Annotated in this window: 17 protein-coding genes and 2 pseudogenes; 12 read left to right on the top strand and 7 right to left on the bottom strand. The window is 56.0% G+C overall.

The genetic code is table 11. The features are described from left to right. Positions 1-23 precede the first annotated feature (23 nt). Positions 24-1034, top strand: a complete 1011-nt coding sequence (locus tag Q4577_RS06200; RefSeq protein ID WP_303469718.1) for a GntR family transcriptional regulator — start codon at positions 24-26, stop codon at positions 1032-1034. 93 nt (positions 1035-1127) lie between these two features. On the opposite strand, the gene Q4577_RS06195 is transcribed toward Q4577_RS06200, so the two are convergent. From Q4577_RS06195 to Q4577_RS06185, 3 genes are all read right to left on the bottom strand, one after another. Next, positions 1128-1685 carry a GNAT family N-acetyltransferase gene (locus tag Q4577_RS06195; protein ID WP_303469719.1) on the bottom strand — a complete coding sequence of 186 codons (558 nt, stop codon included), beginning with the start codon at positions 1683-1685 and terminating at the stop codon, positions 1128-1130. 148 nt (positions 1686-1833) lie between these two features. Next, positions 1834-2475, bottom strand: a complete 642-nt coding sequence (locus tag Q4577_RS06190) for a hypothetical protein (RefSeq protein ID WP_303469720.1) — start codon at positions 2473-2475, stop codon at positions 1834-1836. 243 nt (positions 2476-2718) lie between these two features. Further along, positions 2719-3378, bottom strand: coding sequence for a GntR family transcriptional regulator (locus tag Q4577_RS06185; RefSeq protein WP_303469721.1), 660 nt, complete (start codon positions 3376-3378; stop codon positions 2719-2721). 230 nt (positions 3379-3608) lie between these two features. Here Q4577_RS06185 and speB point away from each other — a divergent pair, with 230 nt between their 5' ends. The 10 genes and pseudogenes from speB to Q4577_RS06135 form a co-directional block, all read left to right on the top strand. Beyond that, on the top strand, positions 3609-4589 hold the full coding sequence (speB, locus tag Q4577_RS06180) for an agmatinase (protein ID WP_303469722.1): 981 nt from the start codon (positions 3609-3611) through the stop codon (positions 4587-4589). Between the two features lie 4 nt (positions 4590-4593). Continuing rightward, the gene (locus tag Q4577_RS06175) at positions 4594-5913 is read left to right on the top strand and encodes an aspartate aminotransferase family protein (RefSeq protein ID WP_303469724.1); all 1320 of its coding nucleotides are present in this window, start codon (positions 4594-4596) and stop codon (positions 5911-5913) included. A 34-nt stretch (positions 5914-5947) separates the two neighbouring features. Continuing rightward, entirely contained in the window at positions 5948-6709 is a 762-nt protein-coding gene (locus Q4577_RS06170; protein WP_303469725.1) for a transporter substrate-binding domain-containing protein, read from the top strand. Positions 6710-6749: 40 nt separating this feature from the next. Further along, positions 6750-7430 carry an ABC transporter permease gene (locus Q4577_RS06165; protein WP_303469726.1) on the top strand — a complete coding sequence of 227 codons (681 nt, stop codon included), beginning with the start codon at positions 6750-6752 and terminating at the stop codon, positions 7428-7430. Beyond that, positions 7430-8095 carry an ABC transporter permease gene (locus tag Q4577_RS06160; RefSeq protein WP_303469727.1) on the top strand — a complete coding sequence of 222 codons (666 nt, stop codon included), beginning with the start codon at positions 7430-7432 and terminating at the stop codon, positions 8093-8095. The genes Q4577_RS06165 and Q4577_RS06160 overlap by 1 nt, the downstream gene beginning before the upstream one ends. A 10-nt stretch (positions 8096-8105) precedes the next feature. Continuing rightward, a complete protein-coding gene (gene proC, locus Q4577_RS06155) occupies positions 8106-8921 on the top strand; it encodes a pyrroline-5-carboxylate reductase (RefSeq protein WP_303469728.1) in 816 nt (271 codons plus the stop codon). 64 nt (positions 8922-8985) lie between these two features. Further along, positions 8986-9717, top strand: coding sequence for an amino acid ABC transporter ATP-binding protein (locus Q4577_RS06150; protein WP_303469729.1), 732 nt, complete (start codon positions 8986-8988; stop codon positions 9715-9717). Positions 9718-10151: 434 nt separating this feature from the next. Then, positions 10152-11186 (top strand): IS110 family transposase, encoded by a 1035-nt coding sequence (locus tag Q4577_RS06145; RefSeq protein WP_303469869.1) that lies wholly within the window; start codon positions 10152-10154, stop codon positions 11184-11186. Positions 11187-11680: 494 nt separating this feature from the next. After that, a complete protein-coding gene (locus Q4577_RS06140) occupies positions 11681-12412 on the top strand; it encodes a GntR family transcriptional regulator (RefSeq protein ID WP_303469730.1) in 732 nt (243 codons plus the stop codon). Then, a pseudogene (locus tag Q4577_RS06135) lies at positions 12405-13169 on the top strand (sulfatase-like hydrolase/transferase); the annotation flags it as partial. The gene Q4577_RS06140 and the pseudogene Q4577_RS06135, both read left to right, overlap by 8 nt. 84 nt (positions 13170-13253) lie before the next feature. Here the strand turns inward: Q4577_RS06135 and Q4577_RS06130 are convergent. Continuing rightward, positions 13254-13328: pseudogene (locus Q4577_RS06130) on the bottom strand (hypothetical protein); the annotation flags it as partial. 126 nt (positions 13329-13454) lie between these two features. Between Q4577_RS06130 and Q4577_RS06125 the strand changes: the two are divergent. After that, positions 13455-13820 (top strand): integrase core domain-containing protein, encoded by a 366-nt coding sequence (locus Q4577_RS06125; protein ID WP_303469732.1) that lies wholly within the window; start codon positions 13455-13457, stop codon positions 13818-13820. Positions 13821-13963: 143 nt separating this feature from the next. Here the strand turns inward: Q4577_RS06125 and Q4577_RS06120 are convergent, their stop codons facing one another. The 3 genes from Q4577_RS06120 to Q4577_RS06110 all read right to left on the bottom strand — a co-directional run bounded on the left by Q4577_RS06120 (position 13964) and on the right by Q4577_RS06110 (position 19273). Further along, the gene (locus tag Q4577_RS06120) at positions 13964-17710 is read right to left on the bottom strand and encodes an MAC/perforin domain-containing protein (protein WP_303469733.1); all 3747 of its coding nucleotides are present in this window, start codon (positions 17708-17710) and stop codon (positions 13964-13966) included. A 24-nt stretch (positions 17711-17734) separates the two neighbouring features. Further along, positions 17735-18487 carry a hypothetical protein gene (locus tag Q4577_RS06115; protein ID WP_303469734.1) on the bottom strand — a complete coding sequence of 251 codons (753 nt, stop codon included), beginning with the start codon at positions 18485-18487 and terminating at the stop codon, positions 17735-17737. A gap of 87 nt (positions 18488-18574) precedes the next feature. Beyond that, on the bottom strand, positions 18575-19273 hold the full coding sequence (locus tag Q4577_RS06110; protein ID WP_303469871.1) for an IS630 family transposase: 699 nt from the start codon (positions 19271-19273) through the stop codon (positions 18575-18577). Positions 19274-19725 lie beyond the last annotated feature (452 nt).

Below are 19725 nucleotides of genomic sequence, written 5' to 3'. Positions count from 1 at the left end.
AAGGAAGACCCTGAAATTTGTCGATGATTCCCAGATACATATCGATTTCAGAAGCGATCAGAACCGCCGTGGAAAACGGCCGTCTGGAGGTCGGTCAGGTTTTGACCGAAGACCCTTTGGCCCGGCATTTCAACACCAGCAGAACGACCATTCGCAAAGCGCTTGCCGAGCTTCACAATGCCAAGATCATCACCCGTTTCGACGGTCGCGGGTTCCTTGTCGGGACTGATTCTTCGGCGCCGCCGCGCCGTCATTCGATTGAACAGGCCTTGTTTGATTCAATGGCCAGCGGCACGGTGCCGCGCGCGGTGTCCAACCCCGACCAGATCCTGCCGGTCCTGCGCGAGGAGCTGATCCGCGCCCTGCCCTTTGGGCCATTGCAGATCAACGAAGCCAAACTGACCGAACGGTTTTCCGTCAGCCGGTCAGTCGTGCGCGACATGCTCTCGCAGCTTCGCAGTTCGGGGATCGTCGAAAAGAACGAACGGTCCAAATGGGTGTTGCCGGTTTTGACGGTTTCGGACGTGCGCAATCACTATCAATTGCGTATCCTTCTTGAACCCGTTGCCCTTGCGGAATCCGCGCCCCGTATCGCCAGACAGGACATCGAACGGGCCTTGAAGTCGGCGAAAGAGCTCAGCAGTCAAAGCACGGAACCCACCGCGGCGGCGCTGTCGGACATGGAGGGGGTTTTGCACATCTGGGCGCTGTCGGGCTGCACCAATGACCATCTCCTCAAGACGCTACAAAAATCGCGCCTCGTCCTGGCAATCAATGAAATGTTCCGCCTTTTGCTGGGCCGATCCCCGGCTGGTGGCCGGCTGATCCGGGAACATATCGCCGTGCTTGAGGCTTTGTCCCGCAACGACATCGCGGCGGCGGCGTCACTGTTGGAACTGCATCTCGTCGAGGCACGGGAACGCACCTGCAAAAGACTGCAAACGCTGTCGGTTCTGCTGCCACCAAAATTGCCGGATTATCTGGCCCAGGGCACGATCTCGATGAACCAAACCGCGTTGCTGAACGAGAAGTAGGATGTTTTGCCGTCAAAGCCCCCCGCAACGACCGGTCATATGATCGCGTTGACAGGTGGCTTTCAGGCCGCATTCACGCCGCATTCAGGCGCGTTACGCGGCCAGCGGAATTTTGAACAACAGCGTTTCCCGCGCGCCAAGTGACGGGTCCCCAACATAGGTTTTCACCAATGTGCCGCCGGCCTTTTCGATGACCCGCGCCGACGCGTGATTGTCCGAATTGGTGGTGATTTCAACGTATTTCAACCCGACGGCCCGCGCCTCGGGAAGGAAGGCCACAAGCGACGCAGTGGCCAGCCCCTCGCCCCTGCGCCAAGGCACAATTGTATAGCCGATGTGGCCCGAACAGGTGGGCGGCAGCGCCTCGGTGCCCGGTTTCCATCGCAACCCTATGTGGCCACAGAATTCATCATCCCAAATCCATCGCCGGAAACTGGGCAAGCGCGGCACCTTGGACCCATCCGGCAGTGTGATTGGGCCGGCCTTCGCCGTTGGATCATCCAGATTTGCAACAAAGGTCTCGGCGTCTTTTGCAATGCTGGCGATCTGCTCTTGCGCGGCCTCCGGGCGGACATTGTCCGGCAACCAGCCGCGGTGCAACGCCGACAGATAAGCCGGAAGATTATGGATGTCTGGCTTGAGCAGTTTCATTTGATCGGTTCCGTGACATTTGACCTTTCGGAACGGACATTCATACATGGCGCGGCATTTGGCAACAAAGGGATCTGACCGCCCCTGGGGATTGTCCGGTTCCCCAAAGACAGCCAGGCTTTTCAAGTGCCGCATTCTTGCTGGGCGGTTATCCCATGTCGAAATAATCTTCCAATACCAGCGGGATATTGGTGTCGACCATCATGTCCGGCATTTCCGATTTCAGGATCGGCTGTCGATCGGCAAAGATCAGATCATTTGACACCATATCCTGCGTGACGATGAATTCCTCGTCGACAGACCGGTCAATTTCCGACGTTTCATGGAAAATGAAACTGTCTTCGGATTCCTTTTCGTCCGGGGCGCTCAAAAGGATATGTTCCCGGCTATCAAGCTCCATCGGATCATCCGAAACACTGATGGTCGTCGTGCCATCCTTTTTGCTGCTCACAACGTCGAGCTCATAGCCAATGTAATTTTTCAATACGAGATCAACATCGGCCTTTCCATCGCCATTGGTGTCAATTTGAAGTGTAACTTCCTGTTTTGTCTTGCTTTCCACGAGGGTTACGTCACTCGAATTCAGCATAATGCCATCAATCTTGATGTCTTCGCCGTGCTGGTACCCTTTGATTGCGTCGCCAGTGTCGAGCGTGTCATCCTTGGAAATCTTGTTGTCGGTGAATTTGAAATGAAAACTGTCAACGTCCGTGGTGCCGGTCAGAACGTCCTGACCGGTTTTGGCGTCAATCTGGTTGATCAGCTTTGGCGGAATAGTTTTACCGGGCATTTGAAATCTCCTGCTTTTCTAATGTAGACGCCCAAAGCTACGGTCCCCCGCGTGCAAAAGTTTCAGTTGATGCGCATAATTTCGAATTGGGGGCGAAAATTGCCAATTGGCCTGCCACTGAACTTTCCTCCAGCCGCGATTTGAGCCCAGCTGGTGTTTACGCCAATTGGCGCGGGTTGGGCGATCGCCCACCCAAGCCGCGATCACCGCCAGTTTGCCAATCCGCCCAAGGGTCAGCAGCCGTCATTGAACCGGATCAATGACCAGATTTTCCAGAACCCGGGACTTTGTCTGTAACAGATCGGCTTTCAACTCTTCTGACGCCTCCTTGTAGGCGCCTGCTTCGACTTGGTCGACAAGGCGCAGATGGTGCGGACGCCAGTCGTCGCCCAACCCGACACTTGTCCAAAGCGGCAGCATATATCGCACAAGATGCCCGTTGAGTGTCTGCAAGATGGCGGCGGAACGTGGCCGTGCCGCGCGGCTGTAAAGCAGCTCGTGAAAGGTCCAATGCCGCTCTGCTGTTTCCAGTGGCGACCAGTCCGGGTTTTCAATGCCGAGGATGGCGCGCAGCTCCTTGAAGTCCTTTTTCGACAGGCGCGGTCCCGACAGCTCCAGCGCGCGGGGTTCCAGCATCAGGCGCAATTCCATGATTTCAAGGAAGTCCATCGGGGACAGCGGCGACACCACAACCGTCTTGGCGCCCTCCTGGGTGGCAAACCCCTCCTTGAGCAGGATCTTCACCGCATCGCGCGCCGACATGCCGCTCACGTCGTAATATTGTGCAATCTCCCTTTGCCGCAATCGCGATTCAGGGGCGAGCTCGCCCTGAATGATGCGTTGACGCAGGTCATCTGCAAGCTTCGATGATGTCAGTTTCTGTTCTATATCAAGCGGTTGCATTGCGTCCCCTCCTCGGGGTTATTTGGTTTTCTTCATGAGCAGAGGGCATGGTGTCGCTTCATCGTGGTGCTCGTGAATGTCTATGAAATTGACGCCTTGGTCAAAGAAATATTTGCCTAAAACGAAAAATACCCTTCTCAAAACATCATTTTGATATATCAAAACTACGGATAACGTCGATTAAAACTTATTTACGATTCGCCAAAAACCAGAAAACCACGAGGTTACTCATGAACTTTCGCCGTCAGATGCTCTCGCAATTTCCGGAACTTGAAGACCCCAAGTCCCACCCACGCTTCACTGGCATCCCTAGTTTCATGCGCGCGCCGTTCACCGAGAAACTCGCAGATCTCGACATTGCAATGTGCGGCGTTCCCTATGATGGCGGCGTCACCAACCGCACCGGGACACGGCTGGGCCCACGCGACGTGCGCATCCAATCCACCATGATGCGCTGCTACAATCAGGCCACTGGCGCTGCGCCATATGAAAAAGCCCGCATTGGCGATATTGGTGATGCCTGGCCGGTGATGCCGTTCGAGCTTGAGCATGCACACAAGGAAATCGAGAGTTTCTTTGCCGAGATAAAAGAGGCCGGTGCCCTTCCGCTGGCCGTCGGCGGGGATCATTCGATGACCCTTCCGATTCTGCGCGCGATGGCCAAGGATGGCCCCGTTGCACTGGTGCAGATTGACGCCCACTGTGACACGGGCGGTATGTATCAGGGGTCGGAACACCATCATGGATCGTCGTTCAGCGCCGCCGTGAATGAAGGTCTGATCGACCCCAAAAAATCGGTTCAGATCGGCATTCGCGGCGGCACGATTGTACCTGATCTTTGGAAGTTCAGCTATGATCACGGGATGCGGGTCATCACGATTGACGAGCTCTATGACATGGGCATCGTCGCGGCGATGAAAGAGGCCACCGACATTGTTGGTGACACGCCGGTCTACGTGACGTTTGACATCGACAGCCTTGATCCGGCCTTTGCCCCTGGAACGGGCACCCCGGAAATCGGCGGCATCACCAGCTACGAAGCGTTGAAGATGGTGCGGTCTTTGAAGGACCTCAACATCATTGGCGCGGACATCGTCGAAGTGTCGCCGCCTTTTGACCCTTCTGGTGGAACAGCCCTGATCGCCGCCACCGTGATGTTCGAATTGATGTGCCTGATGGCCGATTGCGTCGACCGAAACAAGGCGAGCTGAGATCTTGGGACAACAATCAAAAGCTCTGGCAGACCGTGCCGAAAAGGTGTTGGTGGATGGCGGCAACTCTGCCTCACGCGGACCGCGGGTGTTCAAACCCTATCCACCCTATATTGAGCGGGCCGAAGGCTGCCGTCTCTATGATGTCGATGGTGAAAGCTATATCGATTGGATGAACGCCTTTGGCGCTTTGTCCACGGGTCATGCCCACCCCGCGGTGGTCGATGCCGCATCGCGCGCCGTGGCAACGGGTGCCCATTACGCCGCCGCCATCCCCGAAGAGATCGAATATGCCGAGTTGATCGTCGATATGGTGTCGGTGGCCGAAAAGGTCCGTTTTGCCAATAGCGGCACCGAGGCCTGTATGGCGGCCATTCGTCTTGCGCGCGGGCATACAGGTCGCAAGAAGATCGTGAAGTTCGAGGGCCATTACCACGGCTGGGCGGATTCCCTGCTGGTGACGACAAACCCGCAGCCCGTGACAACCCTGGGGCACGAAAATTCGCCTGTTGGCATCGTTGACAGTTCGGGCATTCCGCAAGGTGCGGTTGAGGACACAATCGTTCTACCCTGGAACAACATCGCGGCCCTGGAACGTCTGTTTCGGGATCGTGGCCGCGAGATCGCCTGTGTCGCCACCGAAGGTGTGATGGCCAATATCGGTGTGATCCTTCCAAAGGACGGTTACCTGAAACGGATGCAAGAGCTGTGCCGCGAATATGGTGCGCTTTTCTACCTGGACGAAACCGTCACGGGTTTCCGTGTGGCACCCGGCGGCTGCGTTGATTTGTATGACCTTGCGCCTGACATCGTCACCTATGGCAAGGCGATCGGGCATGGCTTCCCATTGGCCGCGATTTGCGCCTCGCATGAGCTAATGGATGGGCTTGGCTGGGGCAAAGTCATGCATTTTGGAACTTTCAACGCCCATCGTGTTGGTGTTTCCGCTGGCCTTGCGGGAACACGGGCGCTGGCTGCAAACGACAATGCCGGGTTCAAGCACCTGACGGAAATCGGCCAGGCGACGGTTCAGGGGATCGCAGAGGTGATTTCCAAGCAGAACCGCCACCAGATTCTGTGCCAATCGGTGGGGTCGCTGTTCCAGTTTTACTTCACTGACGCTCCTGAAATCACAGACTTCCGCAGTTATTGCGCCCGGGTAGACAGCTCTAAATTCGCGCGGTTTGCCAATCACTTGCGTGGATTTGGCGTCTATGTCAGCCCATCGAATACTCTGCACAATTGCAGCACATTGGGCCATCAGCCCGAGGATGTCGAAACAACTGTCAGAGCTTTCGCGGAGGCGCTCAAGACCTTCGAATAACCAAACACAACCGACCCCAAACATGGAGATAGACATGAAAAAGAGAACCTTTCTGGCCGCTGTAAGCGCGGCCGCAATCGGCCTTGCAGCGGCTATGCCGGCGACCGCCGAAACCATCGTGCTGGCTGCCGATGCCGAATATCCGCCCTTCAACTACAAAAACGACGCGGGCGAGATCGTTGGCTTTGATGTCGAAATTTCGCTGGCGGCCTGCGAAGCATCCGGGCTGGACTGTGAGTTTACAGCTCAGGCATGGGATGGCCTGATCCCCGGCCTGTTGATCGGTAAATACAACGCAATCTCTGCGTCGATGTTTGCCACCGAAGAGCGTCGCCAGCAGGTCGATTTTACCAACAAACTATACCAAACGCCGTCACAGTTTCTGGTTGCGGCCGACTCGGATCTTGAAATTTCGGTTGAAGGTTTGACCGGCAAGACACTGGCTGCGCAACGCGGCTCGGTTCAGGCGGACCACATTGAAGACGTCTATGGCGATACATCCACGATCCAGCTTTATGATACGCAAGATCAGGCCAATCTCGATCTTGCGGCAGGTCGGGTAGATGCATTGCTGGGCGAAGTCATTGCTTTGACCGAGGGTTTTCTGGCGAGCGAAATGGGCAAAGGCTTTGCGTGGCGCGGCGGCGAATTGAAACTTGGCGATGGGATCGCCATCGCGATCCGCAAGGAAGATACCGATCTGCGCGACCAGCTGAATGCCGGGCTCGCGGCAATTCGTGACAGCGGTCAATACCAGGAGATCAGCGAAAGGTACTTTGGCCTCGATATCTACTAAGTCCCGGCCAGCGCCCTTCGGATAGGAACAGGAGCCTTTCATGCCCGACTATACTCTTCAACTCTTGATTGGCGCTGGCGTCACGCTGTTACTGGGGGTTTTCAGCGCCGTTGTTGCCCTGAGCCTGGCAACGGTGTTTCTGTTGCTCAGCCAGCTGAAAAACCGTGGCATCAACGGATTTATTCGCGTGTATTCGACGGTTGTTCGCGGCATTCCCGAAATCCTGGTGATCTTCCTGACATTTTTCGGGGCTGCCGTGATCCTGACAAAGCTGTTCGGGCGCTATACGGAGCTCAGCCCGTTTTTCGCCGGGGTTCTGGCGCTTGGACTGGTGTTTGCCGCCTATTCCTATGAGGTGCTGAGGGGGGCATTTGAAGCCATCCCCAAAGGCCAGTTCGAGGCGGGGCATTCGCTGGGACTTCGCGGCACTCAATCTTTCCTTCACATCATCTTTCCGCAACTCATGCAAAGGGCTTTGCCGGGACTGGGCAATCTCTGGCTCATTCTTTTGAAAGAAACCTCTCTGGTCTCTGTGATCGGGCTGGAAGAATTGATGCGCAAGTCATCGCTGGCAGCGGGCGTAAAGCACGACCCGCTCTTTTATTATTGCTATGGCGCGCTGTTCTATCTGGCGATCACGGCGTTTTCCGAAATTGCGCTGAAAGGTGTTTCCACCCGGGTGAACCGCCACATGGTTCCCGTGAACTCGGAGAAGGTCTGATGGAAGACTTTATCGCCAGACTTCCAGAGGCAATCTGCTTGACCGTGAAGCTGACAATTGTCGGCTTTGTGGCAGGACAGTTCATTGCCCTTGTACTGGGAAGTTGCCTGCATCTGACAAGGGGGGTGCTGCACAATGCATTGCGGATCTATCCGTTCATTTTTCGCGGTACGCCGCTGCTGATTCAGCTGTTTATCATCTACTACGGCGTGGCCCAGATCACCTTTGTGCGCGAAAGCTTCTTGTGGGTCATCTTCGGCAGCGCCCAAGGGGCGGCCATGCTGGCCCTAACGCTGAATGTCGGCGCCTATTCGACCATTCTGGTGTACGGAGCGCTCAAGAACCTTCCCAAAGGCCAGGTGGAGGCATCGAGCGCCCTGGGCATCAGCAGGCTGCAGACGTTGTTACGCATTGAGGTGCCGCAAGCCTACCGCCATCTGCTGCCGTCCTTGTCGAACGAAATCATCTTCACGCTCAAGGGCAGCGCTCTGGCCAGCACCATCACAATCATGGAACTGACCGGGCTCACCCGGACCTTCATCGCCAAGACCTATTCGCCGTTCGAGTATTTCCCGGTTGCCGGGCTTGTGTACCTCGCGATTGGTTTCGTGGCCTTGCAGGTGTTCCGCATCCTCGAAAAACGGCTGCGACTGCCGGGGAACTAGGAGAATACCGATGAAAACGATCCTGCTTGTCGGCGCCGGTAACATGGGGTTTTCCATGTTGCGGGGCTGGCTGCAATCGCTGGATGACACCTACCGGTTTGTTGTTGCTGATCCGATGGCTGGCCCCCGCCTGGAAAGGCTGGACGCCGGGGTGCGTGCCCGCCTCTTGACGGTGGTTGAGCTGAAGAACCTGCCAGCGGATATGCGGCCCGATGCGGTTGTGTTTGCCACGAAGCCCGATGGGGTCTGTGCCGCCATCGAAACGATCCACAGCCATCTTTTGCCGGAGACCGTTCTTGTCTCTGTCGCCGCAGGACTACAGATCGCCCAAATGCGCAAGAGCGCGCCTGGCAATCAGCCAATTGTCCGCGTGATGCCGAATATCGGCGCCTTGATCGGACAATCCGCAAGCGCGGGGATCGCGTCGGAGCAGACCAATGCGGATCAATCCGCTCTGGTTGAGGTGCTGTTCCGGGCGCTTGGCCATTTCACCTGGTTGAGATCAGAAGACGAGATGCATGTGGTGACAGCAGTTTCTGGCAGCGGACCCGCCTATTTCTTTGCCATGTGCGAGGCCATGATCGCATCAGCGATTGAAAACGGGCTGAGCCGGGACGTGGCGGAAACCCTGGTGCTTGCAACTTGTTCCGCGGCCGGCGGGCTGATCGAACAGACACCGAATGCTGCATTGCTGCGTGAGCAGGTGACCAGCCCGGGTGGGACAACCGCTGCGGGATTGGCGGCATTGGCGCGGGACGCAGCGCTGCAAACTGTGATCGCAAGCGCAATTGATGCCGCGCGAAAACGATCAATCGAGATGGCGTAAACCACCCGTCGGGCGCGTCTGGACAGATACGCGGTATATTTCGGCACAGGAAAGGATCAAAGATATGGACGCTGTAAAGCTTGAAAAAGTCAGCAAATGGTACGGTACGTTTCAAGTGTTGACGGACGTGGATCTGTCCGTGAAACAAGGCGAGAAGATCGTGATCTGCGGGCCGTCCGGGTCTGGAAAATCGACATTGATCCGCTGCATCAATCACCTCGAAAAACATCAGGAAGGCCGGATCATCGTTGATGGTTACGAGCTGACCGACAAGATGAAAGATATCGACAAGGTGCGATCAGAGGTTGGCATGTGCTTTCAGCATTTCAATCTTTTCCCGCACCTTTCCATTCTCGACAATTGCACGATTGCGCCGCGATTGGTCCGCAAAACGCCCCGCAAGGAGGCCGAAGAGATCGCCATGGAATTCCTGGAAAAGGTCAAGATCCCGGATCAGGCGCATAAGTATCCCGGACAATTGTCCGGCGGTCAGCAGCAGCGTGTGGCCATTGCCCGTTCGCTTTGCATGAAGCCCCGGATCATGTTGTTCGACGAACCGACCTCGGCGCTTGATCCGGAAATGATCAAGGAGGTGCTTGATACCATGATCGAACTGGCCAGTGACGGCATGACCATGCTGTGCGTCACCCATGAGATGGGATTTGCACGGCGGGTCGCGGACCGGGTCATCTTTATGGAGGCGGGCCAGATCGTGGAGCAGAACGATCCGAATTCATTCTTTGATGCCCCCCAACACACGCGGACCAGGGATTTTCTCCGGCAACTGCTGCATTGAGACTCTGGGCGAACCTGAGCGTGGCTCAACCTGCGCTCCCGAAATTGTGGTGACATTGGCCCTCTCATAGGAACAGGCCCGGTTTCCTGCGGATCGCAGCCGTCTGAACGCCCCGGAGCATCGGTCAGCATCGGCGCTGAGCGGACATGCGGCGGTGCAAAACGTGAACCTTGGCATTGTGGGCCGTTGTGTTGCCAATGTGTTGTCAATCTGATGACCGCACCGCTGGGCGCAGGGCGTGGCGGAGCGGTTGGGGACATCGCATTTCGCGACCGGCTGATCCACGAGTTGCGCGAAGCTGAGCCGGTATCGCGTGAAATTCCCACAGGCTAAATGCAACCTCGGCCCTGAGCATGCGTAATTGGGCTGCCCTCTGTTCTGAGGTCGAGCTCCCGATAGGATCACAGCATAGCTGTGAACAAGGGAGATAGATGATGGAATACTATGCTGGTTTAGATGTGTCGCTGCGGTCGTGTGCGGTTTGTATCGTCGATACCAAAGGGGCGGTGCTGTTGGAGCGGGAACTGCTTTGTGAGGTCAAAGAAATCGCAGAGTGCCTTGCCGTTTTTCCATATCCGATTGAACGGGTCGGCTTCGAAGCAGGCACCATGAGTCAGCATTTGTACTTCGGCCTCAAGGCAGAAGGTCTTGACGTTGTATGCATGGAAGCGCGTCAAGTGAACGCCGCGCTGTCGGCCATGCGCAACAAGACGGATAAGAACGATGCGCGTGGTATTGCGCAAATCCTGCGCACTGGCTGGTTCAGCCCAGTCCACATGAAGAGCCGTGAAGCCCATGGTGTTCGGGCATTGCTTAGTACTCGCAAAGCGCTGCTGAACAAAACGATTGATCTTGCCAATGAGGTACGGGGGCTGCTGAAGATCTTCGGGATCCGCCTGCCCAAGACTGTGAAGCATGGCAGCTTTGACGGCATCGTCAGACCTATGATCGAAATGGACGATGTTCTGGCACATGCGCTGGTGCCACTCCTTGATGCGCGGCTCGTGTTGTATCAGCACTTTCTGGAACTTGACTGGCGGGTCAAACGCGCGGCAAGCCACGATGACGTATGCATGCGCATGATGACTGTGCCGGGTGTCGGCCCTATTGCCGCTTTGACCTTCAAGGCTGCTGTCGATGATCCCGCTCGCTTCAAGCGCTCCCGCACGGTTGCCGCGCATTTTGGACTGACACCGCGACGATATCAGTCGGGTGAACACGACAATCCTGGCCGCATATCGAAGGCAGGCGACCGAGATGTCCGTGCGACGCTCTACGCAGCGGCCAATGCGCTTCTGATGCGCACGATGGCCGGGTCGCAGATCAAATCCTGGGGCATGAGGCTGATCCGCACCAAAGGCCGCCGTCGTGCTGTCGTTGCTGTCGCCCGCAAACTCGCCGTTTTGCTCCACCGGATGTGGGCAGATGGCACAGAATTCCGTCCGGCACAGGTGGAGGGCACAGCATGATCTGATACGCCAACCACCTAACCTGACGGGGTCGTCCCTCACCGGACGAGGTCTGTGCAAGAAGCCGAAAATGGCTGCTGCGCACCTTGAAGCGCGTCTCCAAGCAAGGCTCTCCACTGCCGATCCGACATATGCGTGCGGCGGTGCTATCGCGGCATCAACAAGACTGCGAAGAGAAGCGTGACCCGGATGAGCGACAATGACCCAAAACAAACAAGGAAAACGAGCTTGACCCAAACACCCAATTAGAGAAGCAGACATTCGACGCAGAGGCCTACCCCACAGTGCGGCTTTGCCGGACCGGCCGTTCGTGCATCGCGCGGCATTTTCCCAATTGCTGTCACAGTGTGACACAAGCACCCGATGTTCAAAATTTGTGCACATACCCTAAGCCCCTCACCTGCAACCCTTTTTTAATGCCCCTTTTATGGAGTGCTTCGGTCCATTGAATCAAAGGATGGACGTCCAACCTTTATTGCGGTATGTAGATTCGCATGAGCAAAATGAACCCCGACAAATCCTATGGAATCCGCAATCTCCTGATTGACCTCGTTGAAGGCGAGGCGATTGGCGAAGGCGATCAACTTCCTTCCGAAGCGACGCTGGCCGCACGGTTCGGCGTCAGCCGGAATACGATACGCGAACTCCTGGTCCAAATGGAGACCGAGGGACTCGTGCTGCGCAACCACGGCATAGGGACATTCCTGCGTCGTTCGCCGAAGCGACACGGCACCTATCAAAGTTTTCCGCAGCTCATCGCCGAGTCTGGTCGCACCCTTTCGGTCGATCTGCAGGGCCCCATGGAATGTGTACCGTCACAGGCGGTGGCCGAAGAGCTTTCCGCCTCACGCAAGGCGGCCATCCAGAAGGTCGAGAGAGTTCTGAGCGCGGATGGCACACCGGTCGTCTACGTCGTCGACTATCTGCCTGCGCGCATCCTTGAGCGCATCACGGATTGGGCCGGCTTTACCGGAGACATGGTGGCCCAGATCGGCCATGCCATTGGTGACACGCGATTTACTCAGAATGTTTCGATCAATGCCTTGAGTGCTGACGATACTCTTGCCGAGAAGCTTGCGGTCAGGGTTGGCGCGCCGATCATTCATGTGCACACACTGATGCAGACGATGACGATGGATCCCGTGGCGGTCACCGACAGCTTTCTGCGCCCCGGTGAATTGCCGCTGGAGTATCTCGGCACCATTCGGGTGACACCGAATGGCTGAAAACCTGAACATACTCGTTCTTTTCAATGACGATCACGGCCAGTGGGCCCTGCCCGCCTATGGCAACAGGGAACTTCGAACGCCGAACATCGACCATCTGGCCACAAAGGGCGTGGTCTTCGAGAATGCGTTCACGCCGATCCCGGTCTGCTCTCCGGCGCGCGCCTGTTTCTTTACCGGGCTGATGCCCTCGCAACATGGCGTGCACGATTACATCGCGGCGGCGGACAAGTATCACCAGAATGAATGGCTGGATGACCTCGAGACACTGCCCAAACTGCTTGCGGGCGCAGGGTATTCTTGCGGCTTTTCCGGAAAATGGCACCTGGGGCGCGATGAGCGGGTCCAGCCCGGTTTTGACGATTGGTTCGCCCTGTCTGGCGACTATCCGATCCAGCACAAGGGGGCCTATCGTTATTCCGACAATGGCGAAATGACCACGCTTGCAGGCTACAAGACCCACCACATTGCGGACCGAACGGTAGAGTTCCTGCGCCGCCACGATGGGGCAAAACCGTTCTTTCACTTCACCAGTTTTTACGCCACCCATTCGCCTTGGGACGGCCAGCCTGAGCGTTTGGTCGACCAGTATCGGCACTGTAGCTTTGCCGACATCCCCAGCGACGAGCGCGTGTTCGGCGGCGACATTCTGAACATCGAGAGTGGTGGCCCTGACGCCGCAACGCAACAAGAGGCGCGGGCTCAATACTATGCATCGGTCTCGGCCATCGACGAGGCTGTGGGTCGCATTCTGGATGAACTGGAAACCGGCTCCGCCCCGGTCGAGCGCGGCCACCAAGCCGGGTGCCTCGACTGTGCCGCGGGGCCCGTATATGTCCTTGAGGATGAGCCGCCGGGCGTGGTCCGGCAGCCGTGCGCGGCGAACCTCCTCAAAATAGAGGCCCGGATCCCACATCAGCGACCCGTAGGCGAATACCAAGAGGTCGCCAGCCATGTTCAGCTAGTGCTTCTGCTCGCATATCTGGTCGCCATCTTGGATTGAGCCACATGCAAAGTCTTGGGCTAGCGGCTCTCGAACACGATGCACGCGGACTTCTGCTTAGACGCCTTAAAAGAGGCCATCGCCAAACACGGTCCACCCGAGATAATAAATACCGATCAGGGCTCGCAATTCACCGGATCGGCCTGGATCACGACGCTGACCGATGCAGGCGTGCGCATCTCAATGGATGGGCGCGATCGATACCTGGACAACATCTTCATTGTACGGCTGTGGCGCAGCCTGAAACAGGAAGCCATATATGAAATCAATGTCGGCCTCCTGGCTCAGTCTGTCATCAAGAACTGGATGGCATTCTACAACACCGAACGGCCCCATTCCGCGCTTGATCGGCAAACGCCCGACGACGCATATTGGACGGGCTTGCAAGAGCGAAAAGCAGCTTGAAACCGAAACACGATACACCTTAGCGAAGCTGCAAAACCGTCCGAAAAGCTGGGACCATTTCACTCCAATAGGTGGAAAATCAATGCATCCTGCCCCCAAACCGCTAAGGCGTCGCAAAATGGGGCAGGCCCTTCTTAATCGACTTATGGCACATAAATGCGAATCTTGTATTCGACAACGCTTTCGGCAGTTACGAAACTGTCGGAAACGATGGTCGGGATGTTGCGCTCGACGGTGGCCAAGCTGAAAAGTTTTGGCGAAAAGTTGCAATCACCGGTCCAACGGCTGGACCTATCATCGTTGTTGGTAAACTCGCCTTCCAGGCAAAGCGAGCCGTCCCACACGTAATTCTCGGTCGTGAGAGGCGTGCAGTATTCTCTTACCCATCCAAAACCGGCGTCACTCTCAAAATCGAAGTTGGTGATTAGATCGGTACCTTGTGCCATAGCAAGGAACCCATCGGGCCGGAACGGGCTATCGGTACGCATGCCAAGCCCGAGCGTACCGGATACGTTGGAAATTTTCTCACCCCGGCTGTTGACAAAGCTCCCGATAAGATTGCCGCTGAAGCTGCCGCCGGTGGTTTTTGAAGTGACTTTGAGCGCTTCCATCCGCGCGCAAATTTGTCTTGGATCACGCTTGTTAAGCCCTTCCAAACCATAAGTCGTCAAATCAACTCCGGCGAATTGGCGATAATATTGTTTTATGGCATTCCGTACTACCCGGTTCTTTCTACCGATATCGGGATCGGTCGGGAAAAATACCGGCGTCAGCAGATCCGTAATTTCACGAAACTGAATTTGGATCGGCGCACGAAGCTGGTCTTTTTCGGTGATCGACTTGGCCCAGTCGTCGTAAATCTTAGATCCATTCCCGCCCACGGAAAACTTTCGATACTCCGAGTTTTCATGGCGGTTGTCACCGTTGCGGCCTTCGGTGTCTTCCTGTTTGTACGATCCGCCAAGCTGAACCTTTTTGATTGTTCCTGATACCTCGACACCAACCCCGTCGGAAACGTCGAAACCGCGCTGGAAGGTTTCTTTGTTCACTTTGGTTTCCGCAAAGAAAGTGCCGCCAAACGCCACGCTTTCAGAGAAGTGGGTGCCGTAAAGCTTGATAAAATTCAAAAGCGCTTTACCGTCGCCGAACTCTGTTGGCAGATTGTTCACCGCTTCCCTGAAGCTCGCTTCCAGCGGTTGTCGCATGTGATCATAGAGCGATTGATCGGTCCAACGCACGCTTACATCAAGCTGATCCATCCGAACGTCACAGCGTTCCATGATGTAAAGGTTTTCGGAACCAGTGGCCGCAGTGTTCTTTTCGGAATGGGATTTGCTAAGCGAGAAGGAGGCGATGCCCGGAACGCCGATGCTGCCGCTCACCGCTTTGCTGCTGAAATCATGCATGTCGGCCATTGTTTTGACCACTTTTTGCACGTTGCTGCATTCGCTGTAGGCGACCCCTGCATTGGGATGCAAAACGCCGAAAATGGACTTGGCCCGACTGTCGCCCACTCGGCCTTGGGTATCCTGGAAAATGAAGTTGAAAAGGGGCCGCTTGCTGTGCGCTCGGGGCTCTTCGGTAGAGGCGTAATTCATCGGGTCCGCATAAAGCAGGTTGAACCCACGCCCCAGCCATTCGAAGCTGGGCGGTGCCCAGGCCGTTTCCATCATCCCGTGTGTCAGACCTTCGGTGTCAGGGTCCATATCGTCGAAATGAAGCGGCAGTGATTGCCAAGAGCTGGTGCGGTTGGGCTGTTCTGTGCAATAGCCATAGCTGAATTCCATTTCGCCGTTGACAACCTGCATGCGGTAGCGCCCATACGCCGCTTGGGAAACGCCATTTGCGTCGATAACGGGCGTGTCACATGTGAAGTTGAAACCCTCTGGATACCAGGTTCCATAGCTTTCCGCGCCATGCAAACATCCTTCAAACCGCATGCCAGAGTCGCTGCCTGGCTCCAACCTATTCATCGAACCGCTGACCTGTTCGCTGTTGCCTGTTTTCACAATGGTAAGGAATTCAGATCCCTTGGCGTTTTCGGATGGGTCGTTTGGCGGTTCTTTGCGAATCCATGCGCCCAAGGCCTCGCGAGACTCGGCCTTAAGTTGCCCAATCTCGACTTCCTGATTAAGCGCCGATGTTACACGATAGCGTCCATACTCGCTGCGATGGGCGCGGGCATTTGGGCGCCGGAACACAAGCCCAAGGCCCTCGGGCGGATAAAGCGTAAAGTCCGTGCCCGCCTCAATGATGATTGGTTGCTTTGCTTCGTCAAACATCTGCCGCATCGCGCCGCTTGTGGTAAGTTGAAAAACCTTGATCGGACGGCTGGTGAAGTTGGTGATGATCAACGTACGCGGCTCTTCGCCTTTTCTTGCAGGCGGGCGGCTTGCCAGGATGGCGTCATGTGCGTTGTCTTCTGACGCGCGCACCGCAAGCACATTGTCGTCTTCGCCACTTAACACGCCCTGCCAGAAATCCTGACCCTCCCCAAGCGCGCCACCCGCAAGGCGGGCGAGCAGACGCGTGCCTTCATAGGCGTCGACGTCAATACGACCGGCATTGGGCGACAGACGGCCAAGTGGTTCGTAATTGCCAAACGCGTTGACCTGAAACAGATCCAGCGGCCGGCACGCTTCGTTAATCACAGCTGCCTTGGCTTTTTCCGGCGGTGTCAGATCAATAATCCTCGGCATCCCCCGGTTGGGGCGGATCGCCAAGTGGAGGTCTTTGGCCGTGACATCCTTCGGTTCGATATCACCCGGCCAAGTGACCGACAACTGGCCCGTCGCCCCAATTACACGCGCCGTACCGTTGGCCCTGACAGGCTTGAAATTGCTGATGGAACCCTCTTTGAAGCCAGACAACCAGATGGGTTTGTCGCTATTGTTCACACCAACCCAACCCGTCAAATCCGGCTTACTGGCTTCCAGGCCTTCAATATTTTTCAAGAAACCAAGCACTGACGTTCGCACGTCGCTGGCCAACCGTTCGACAGGAAAGGTTGGCACGCTGTTGGGATCGCTGAATGCGGCGACATCATAACTGACCAGAATGTCCTGATCGCTCCTGTCTTCGACGCGATGCGATTTGAGCAAGCGCACGCTCTCACCATTGGTTTCGACCCGCAGCTCTGCGCCCACAGCAACATCCACCGTGGCATGATGCCAGGGCTCAACAGCGGCGATACGGACAATCGAAGCGCCAAAGTGCTGTTTGATGCCTAATGTGACACCAGTCATATTGGTTACGGTAATCGGAACGGTTTTCGCGCCATGTTCGGCCAGTTCGCTCATGACGACTTTCTGGTCGCCCTCAAGCCCCACCTGGAATGTCGAGATAAGTGACCCATTTACGGCGCGGGCCATAAAAACCGTGCCGGGATAGACGTTGTAATCATGGCTGGCACCGACATCGAGCGTCGCCAGAGTTTTCACGCCATTCTCGGCGTTTGCGTCATACAGGTGAAGATTGGTTTTTGAAGAAATATCGTTTTCAAAAGTCAGCTTTACTGGGGTCAGAACACGTGGATCCGGGATTTGCATTGTCTGCGCGGCGGGTGCCTCGGCTACAGTAAAAGTCATAAACGGGCGGCGCGCTTCGCCAGCCTCAGCGCCGGGATCCACTTGTCGATAGACCATGATCTTTGTGCCTGGCGGCACATCCACCTCGCCCTCTGTCTCGGCTTCAAAAGGCTCGGCATCGGCAAGAGTTACGGCGTCCTCGCCAGGTGCAATCGCCAGGATATCCACTGTTTGTGGACCGGCATTGTCGATGGTTAAAGCAATTACATCCGCTTCGTTCAACGAGTCATCCTGAGCAAAAGAAGCGACGGCGATCAAAGAAAAAAGAGCCGCAAGCAGAATGGAGAAAATGCGAAATTTCATGACTGAATACTCACAATTTTGGCGTTAGTGTTTTTTAAGAATTTTATTCAAGTTGGCCTTGAATTCGGCCTTTACGGCTTGTTCGTGCGCTGCCTGCGATTCCGCCGCCGCCGTTTCTTCAGCTATTGCAGTTTCTTCCGCAACTGTGGCTTCCAGCTCGGCTCTCGCTTGCAGCTCCTCTTCGGGAGGCAAGTCCACATAAATCAATTCTTGCCTTTGTTCAGGCGGCAGTTTCGTGTAGATCTGCCTACCCGCATCTGGCGACAATTCGCCATATACAATCTCGCCATTTTCATAGCCCATTGGGCCGTGGTGTTCAGCGATTTCTTGGCCACGGATCGGCGCTTCGGCAGCTTCATAATGCCCGGCCCCAGGGTTCGCCGTCGTGCTGAAAGTCCCGTATTGCCCATCCTGATGAAAAGTTCCGGCAGCACCCGTACGAACGCCATCGCCAAGTGTCACGGCGTCCTCTGGTAATGGCAACAATTGATCCTGCGTCACGACATCATACGTGGATTGCTGCAACGGCAATCCAGCGCTCGAATACACAGTTTGAGGCGCGTTTGGTATCGTGCTGTATTGTTCGGTCGGCCCCGTCCCGGCATTGGTGCCGGCAGGAGCCGTCACCGGTACTTTCTTTTTCTTATTTTTTTTCTTGCCGCCAAATAACTTCATCGCGTGGGCAGGCGAGGTGACTGTTGAGATGGTCACATCAGCAGCAATCATTGCCAAAGACACAGCGCAAACTTTGAACACATATTGATGGGAAAATTGCATCGTAGGGCCTATGAATAGAGAAGAATCGCCCAACCTTAGATTGAATCGAACGCTCCCCCTAGAAAAATAATTGCTTGTCGATGTGCGCTAGTCACCCGAAATCGGATTTAGGTTCATTGTCTTTAGGCGGAGGCGTTTGTCGGATGCGAGGATTTCGTCGGCCGACTTGATCCATTTGTAGGGCTTTTGGTTGTCGTTGTGTGCCTCGATGAATGCCATGATATCTGCCTCAAGGTCGGTGACGGATCGGTGCACACCGCGTTGGATTTTCTTTCGGTTCAATTCCGCAAACCTGCGTTCAATCTGGTTCAGCCAACTTGTAGATGTCGGCGTGAAGTGGACGCACCAATGCGGACGGCGGGCAAGCCACGCCTTCACTTTTGGAGTTTTGTGCGTCGCCGTGTTGTCCAACACCAGATGCACGTCTGGACCCTCCGGCAAATTGCGATCCAGTTTCTTGAGGAAGTCCAAAAGCTCCTTTGCGCGATGACGCTTGTAGCATTTTCCGACCGCCGCTCCGGCCGCAACATCGAGCGCGGCAAAGAGCGTTGTGGTCCCGTTGCGCAGGCAGGTGTGAATGCGCCGCTCGGCGGCACCGGGGGTCGCCTGCGGGACGGGTTGCTCGCGATCCAGAGCTCGGATCTGAAATTTCTCGGCCAAACACAATACGATAGTCCGGTTGGGCGGCGGCATGTACAGGCCGACCACGTCCTGTATTTTGTCCACGAACAAAGGGTAGGTCGATAATTTGCCCGATAAGGTGGCCTTTGCGACAAAGCCTGCCATGGCCTGCGAGATGATCACGCAAAGGCCTACGTGCTGGCGGTACGCTCAAATCATGCACTGCGGTTCCTGGAGGAGTGGCCTCTGGTGCAAACCGATCCCCGGACGATGATCGCCGAGTTGCCCGCCGGGGCCTGGCGGGCGCTCAGCACCGGCGAAGGCGCAAAGGGGACACGGCTGTACCATTGGGCTCGCGTACCGCTCAAGCATCAGGCCGGACGAGGGTTCTTGCCGAACGCCTCCGACGTCGAAGTGTTCAGGTCATGGCTCCAGAAAATGCTTTATTGTCAGGGCTCTGAAAGAAATTCACCAAATGGGTGCAGTCATGAGGTTCAGAGAAAAGCCCGCCGAGAGAACGGGTTTTGCGCCGATTGCGGGCAAGGTGGTGTTCAGCCTGTTCGGCAAACCCCTTTGAAAACACGGAAAAATCCGGCCTCGGCCGGATCGGGAGAACA

The sequence above is a fragment of the Marinovum sp. 2_MG-2023 genome, assembly GCF_030548265.1.
In the GTDB taxonomy this organism is placed as follows: domain Bacteria; phylum Pseudomonadota; class Alphaproteobacteria; order Rhodobacterales; family Rhodobacteraceae; genus Marinovum.
This window is presented reverse-complemented; position numbering and strand designations above follow the sequence as displayed.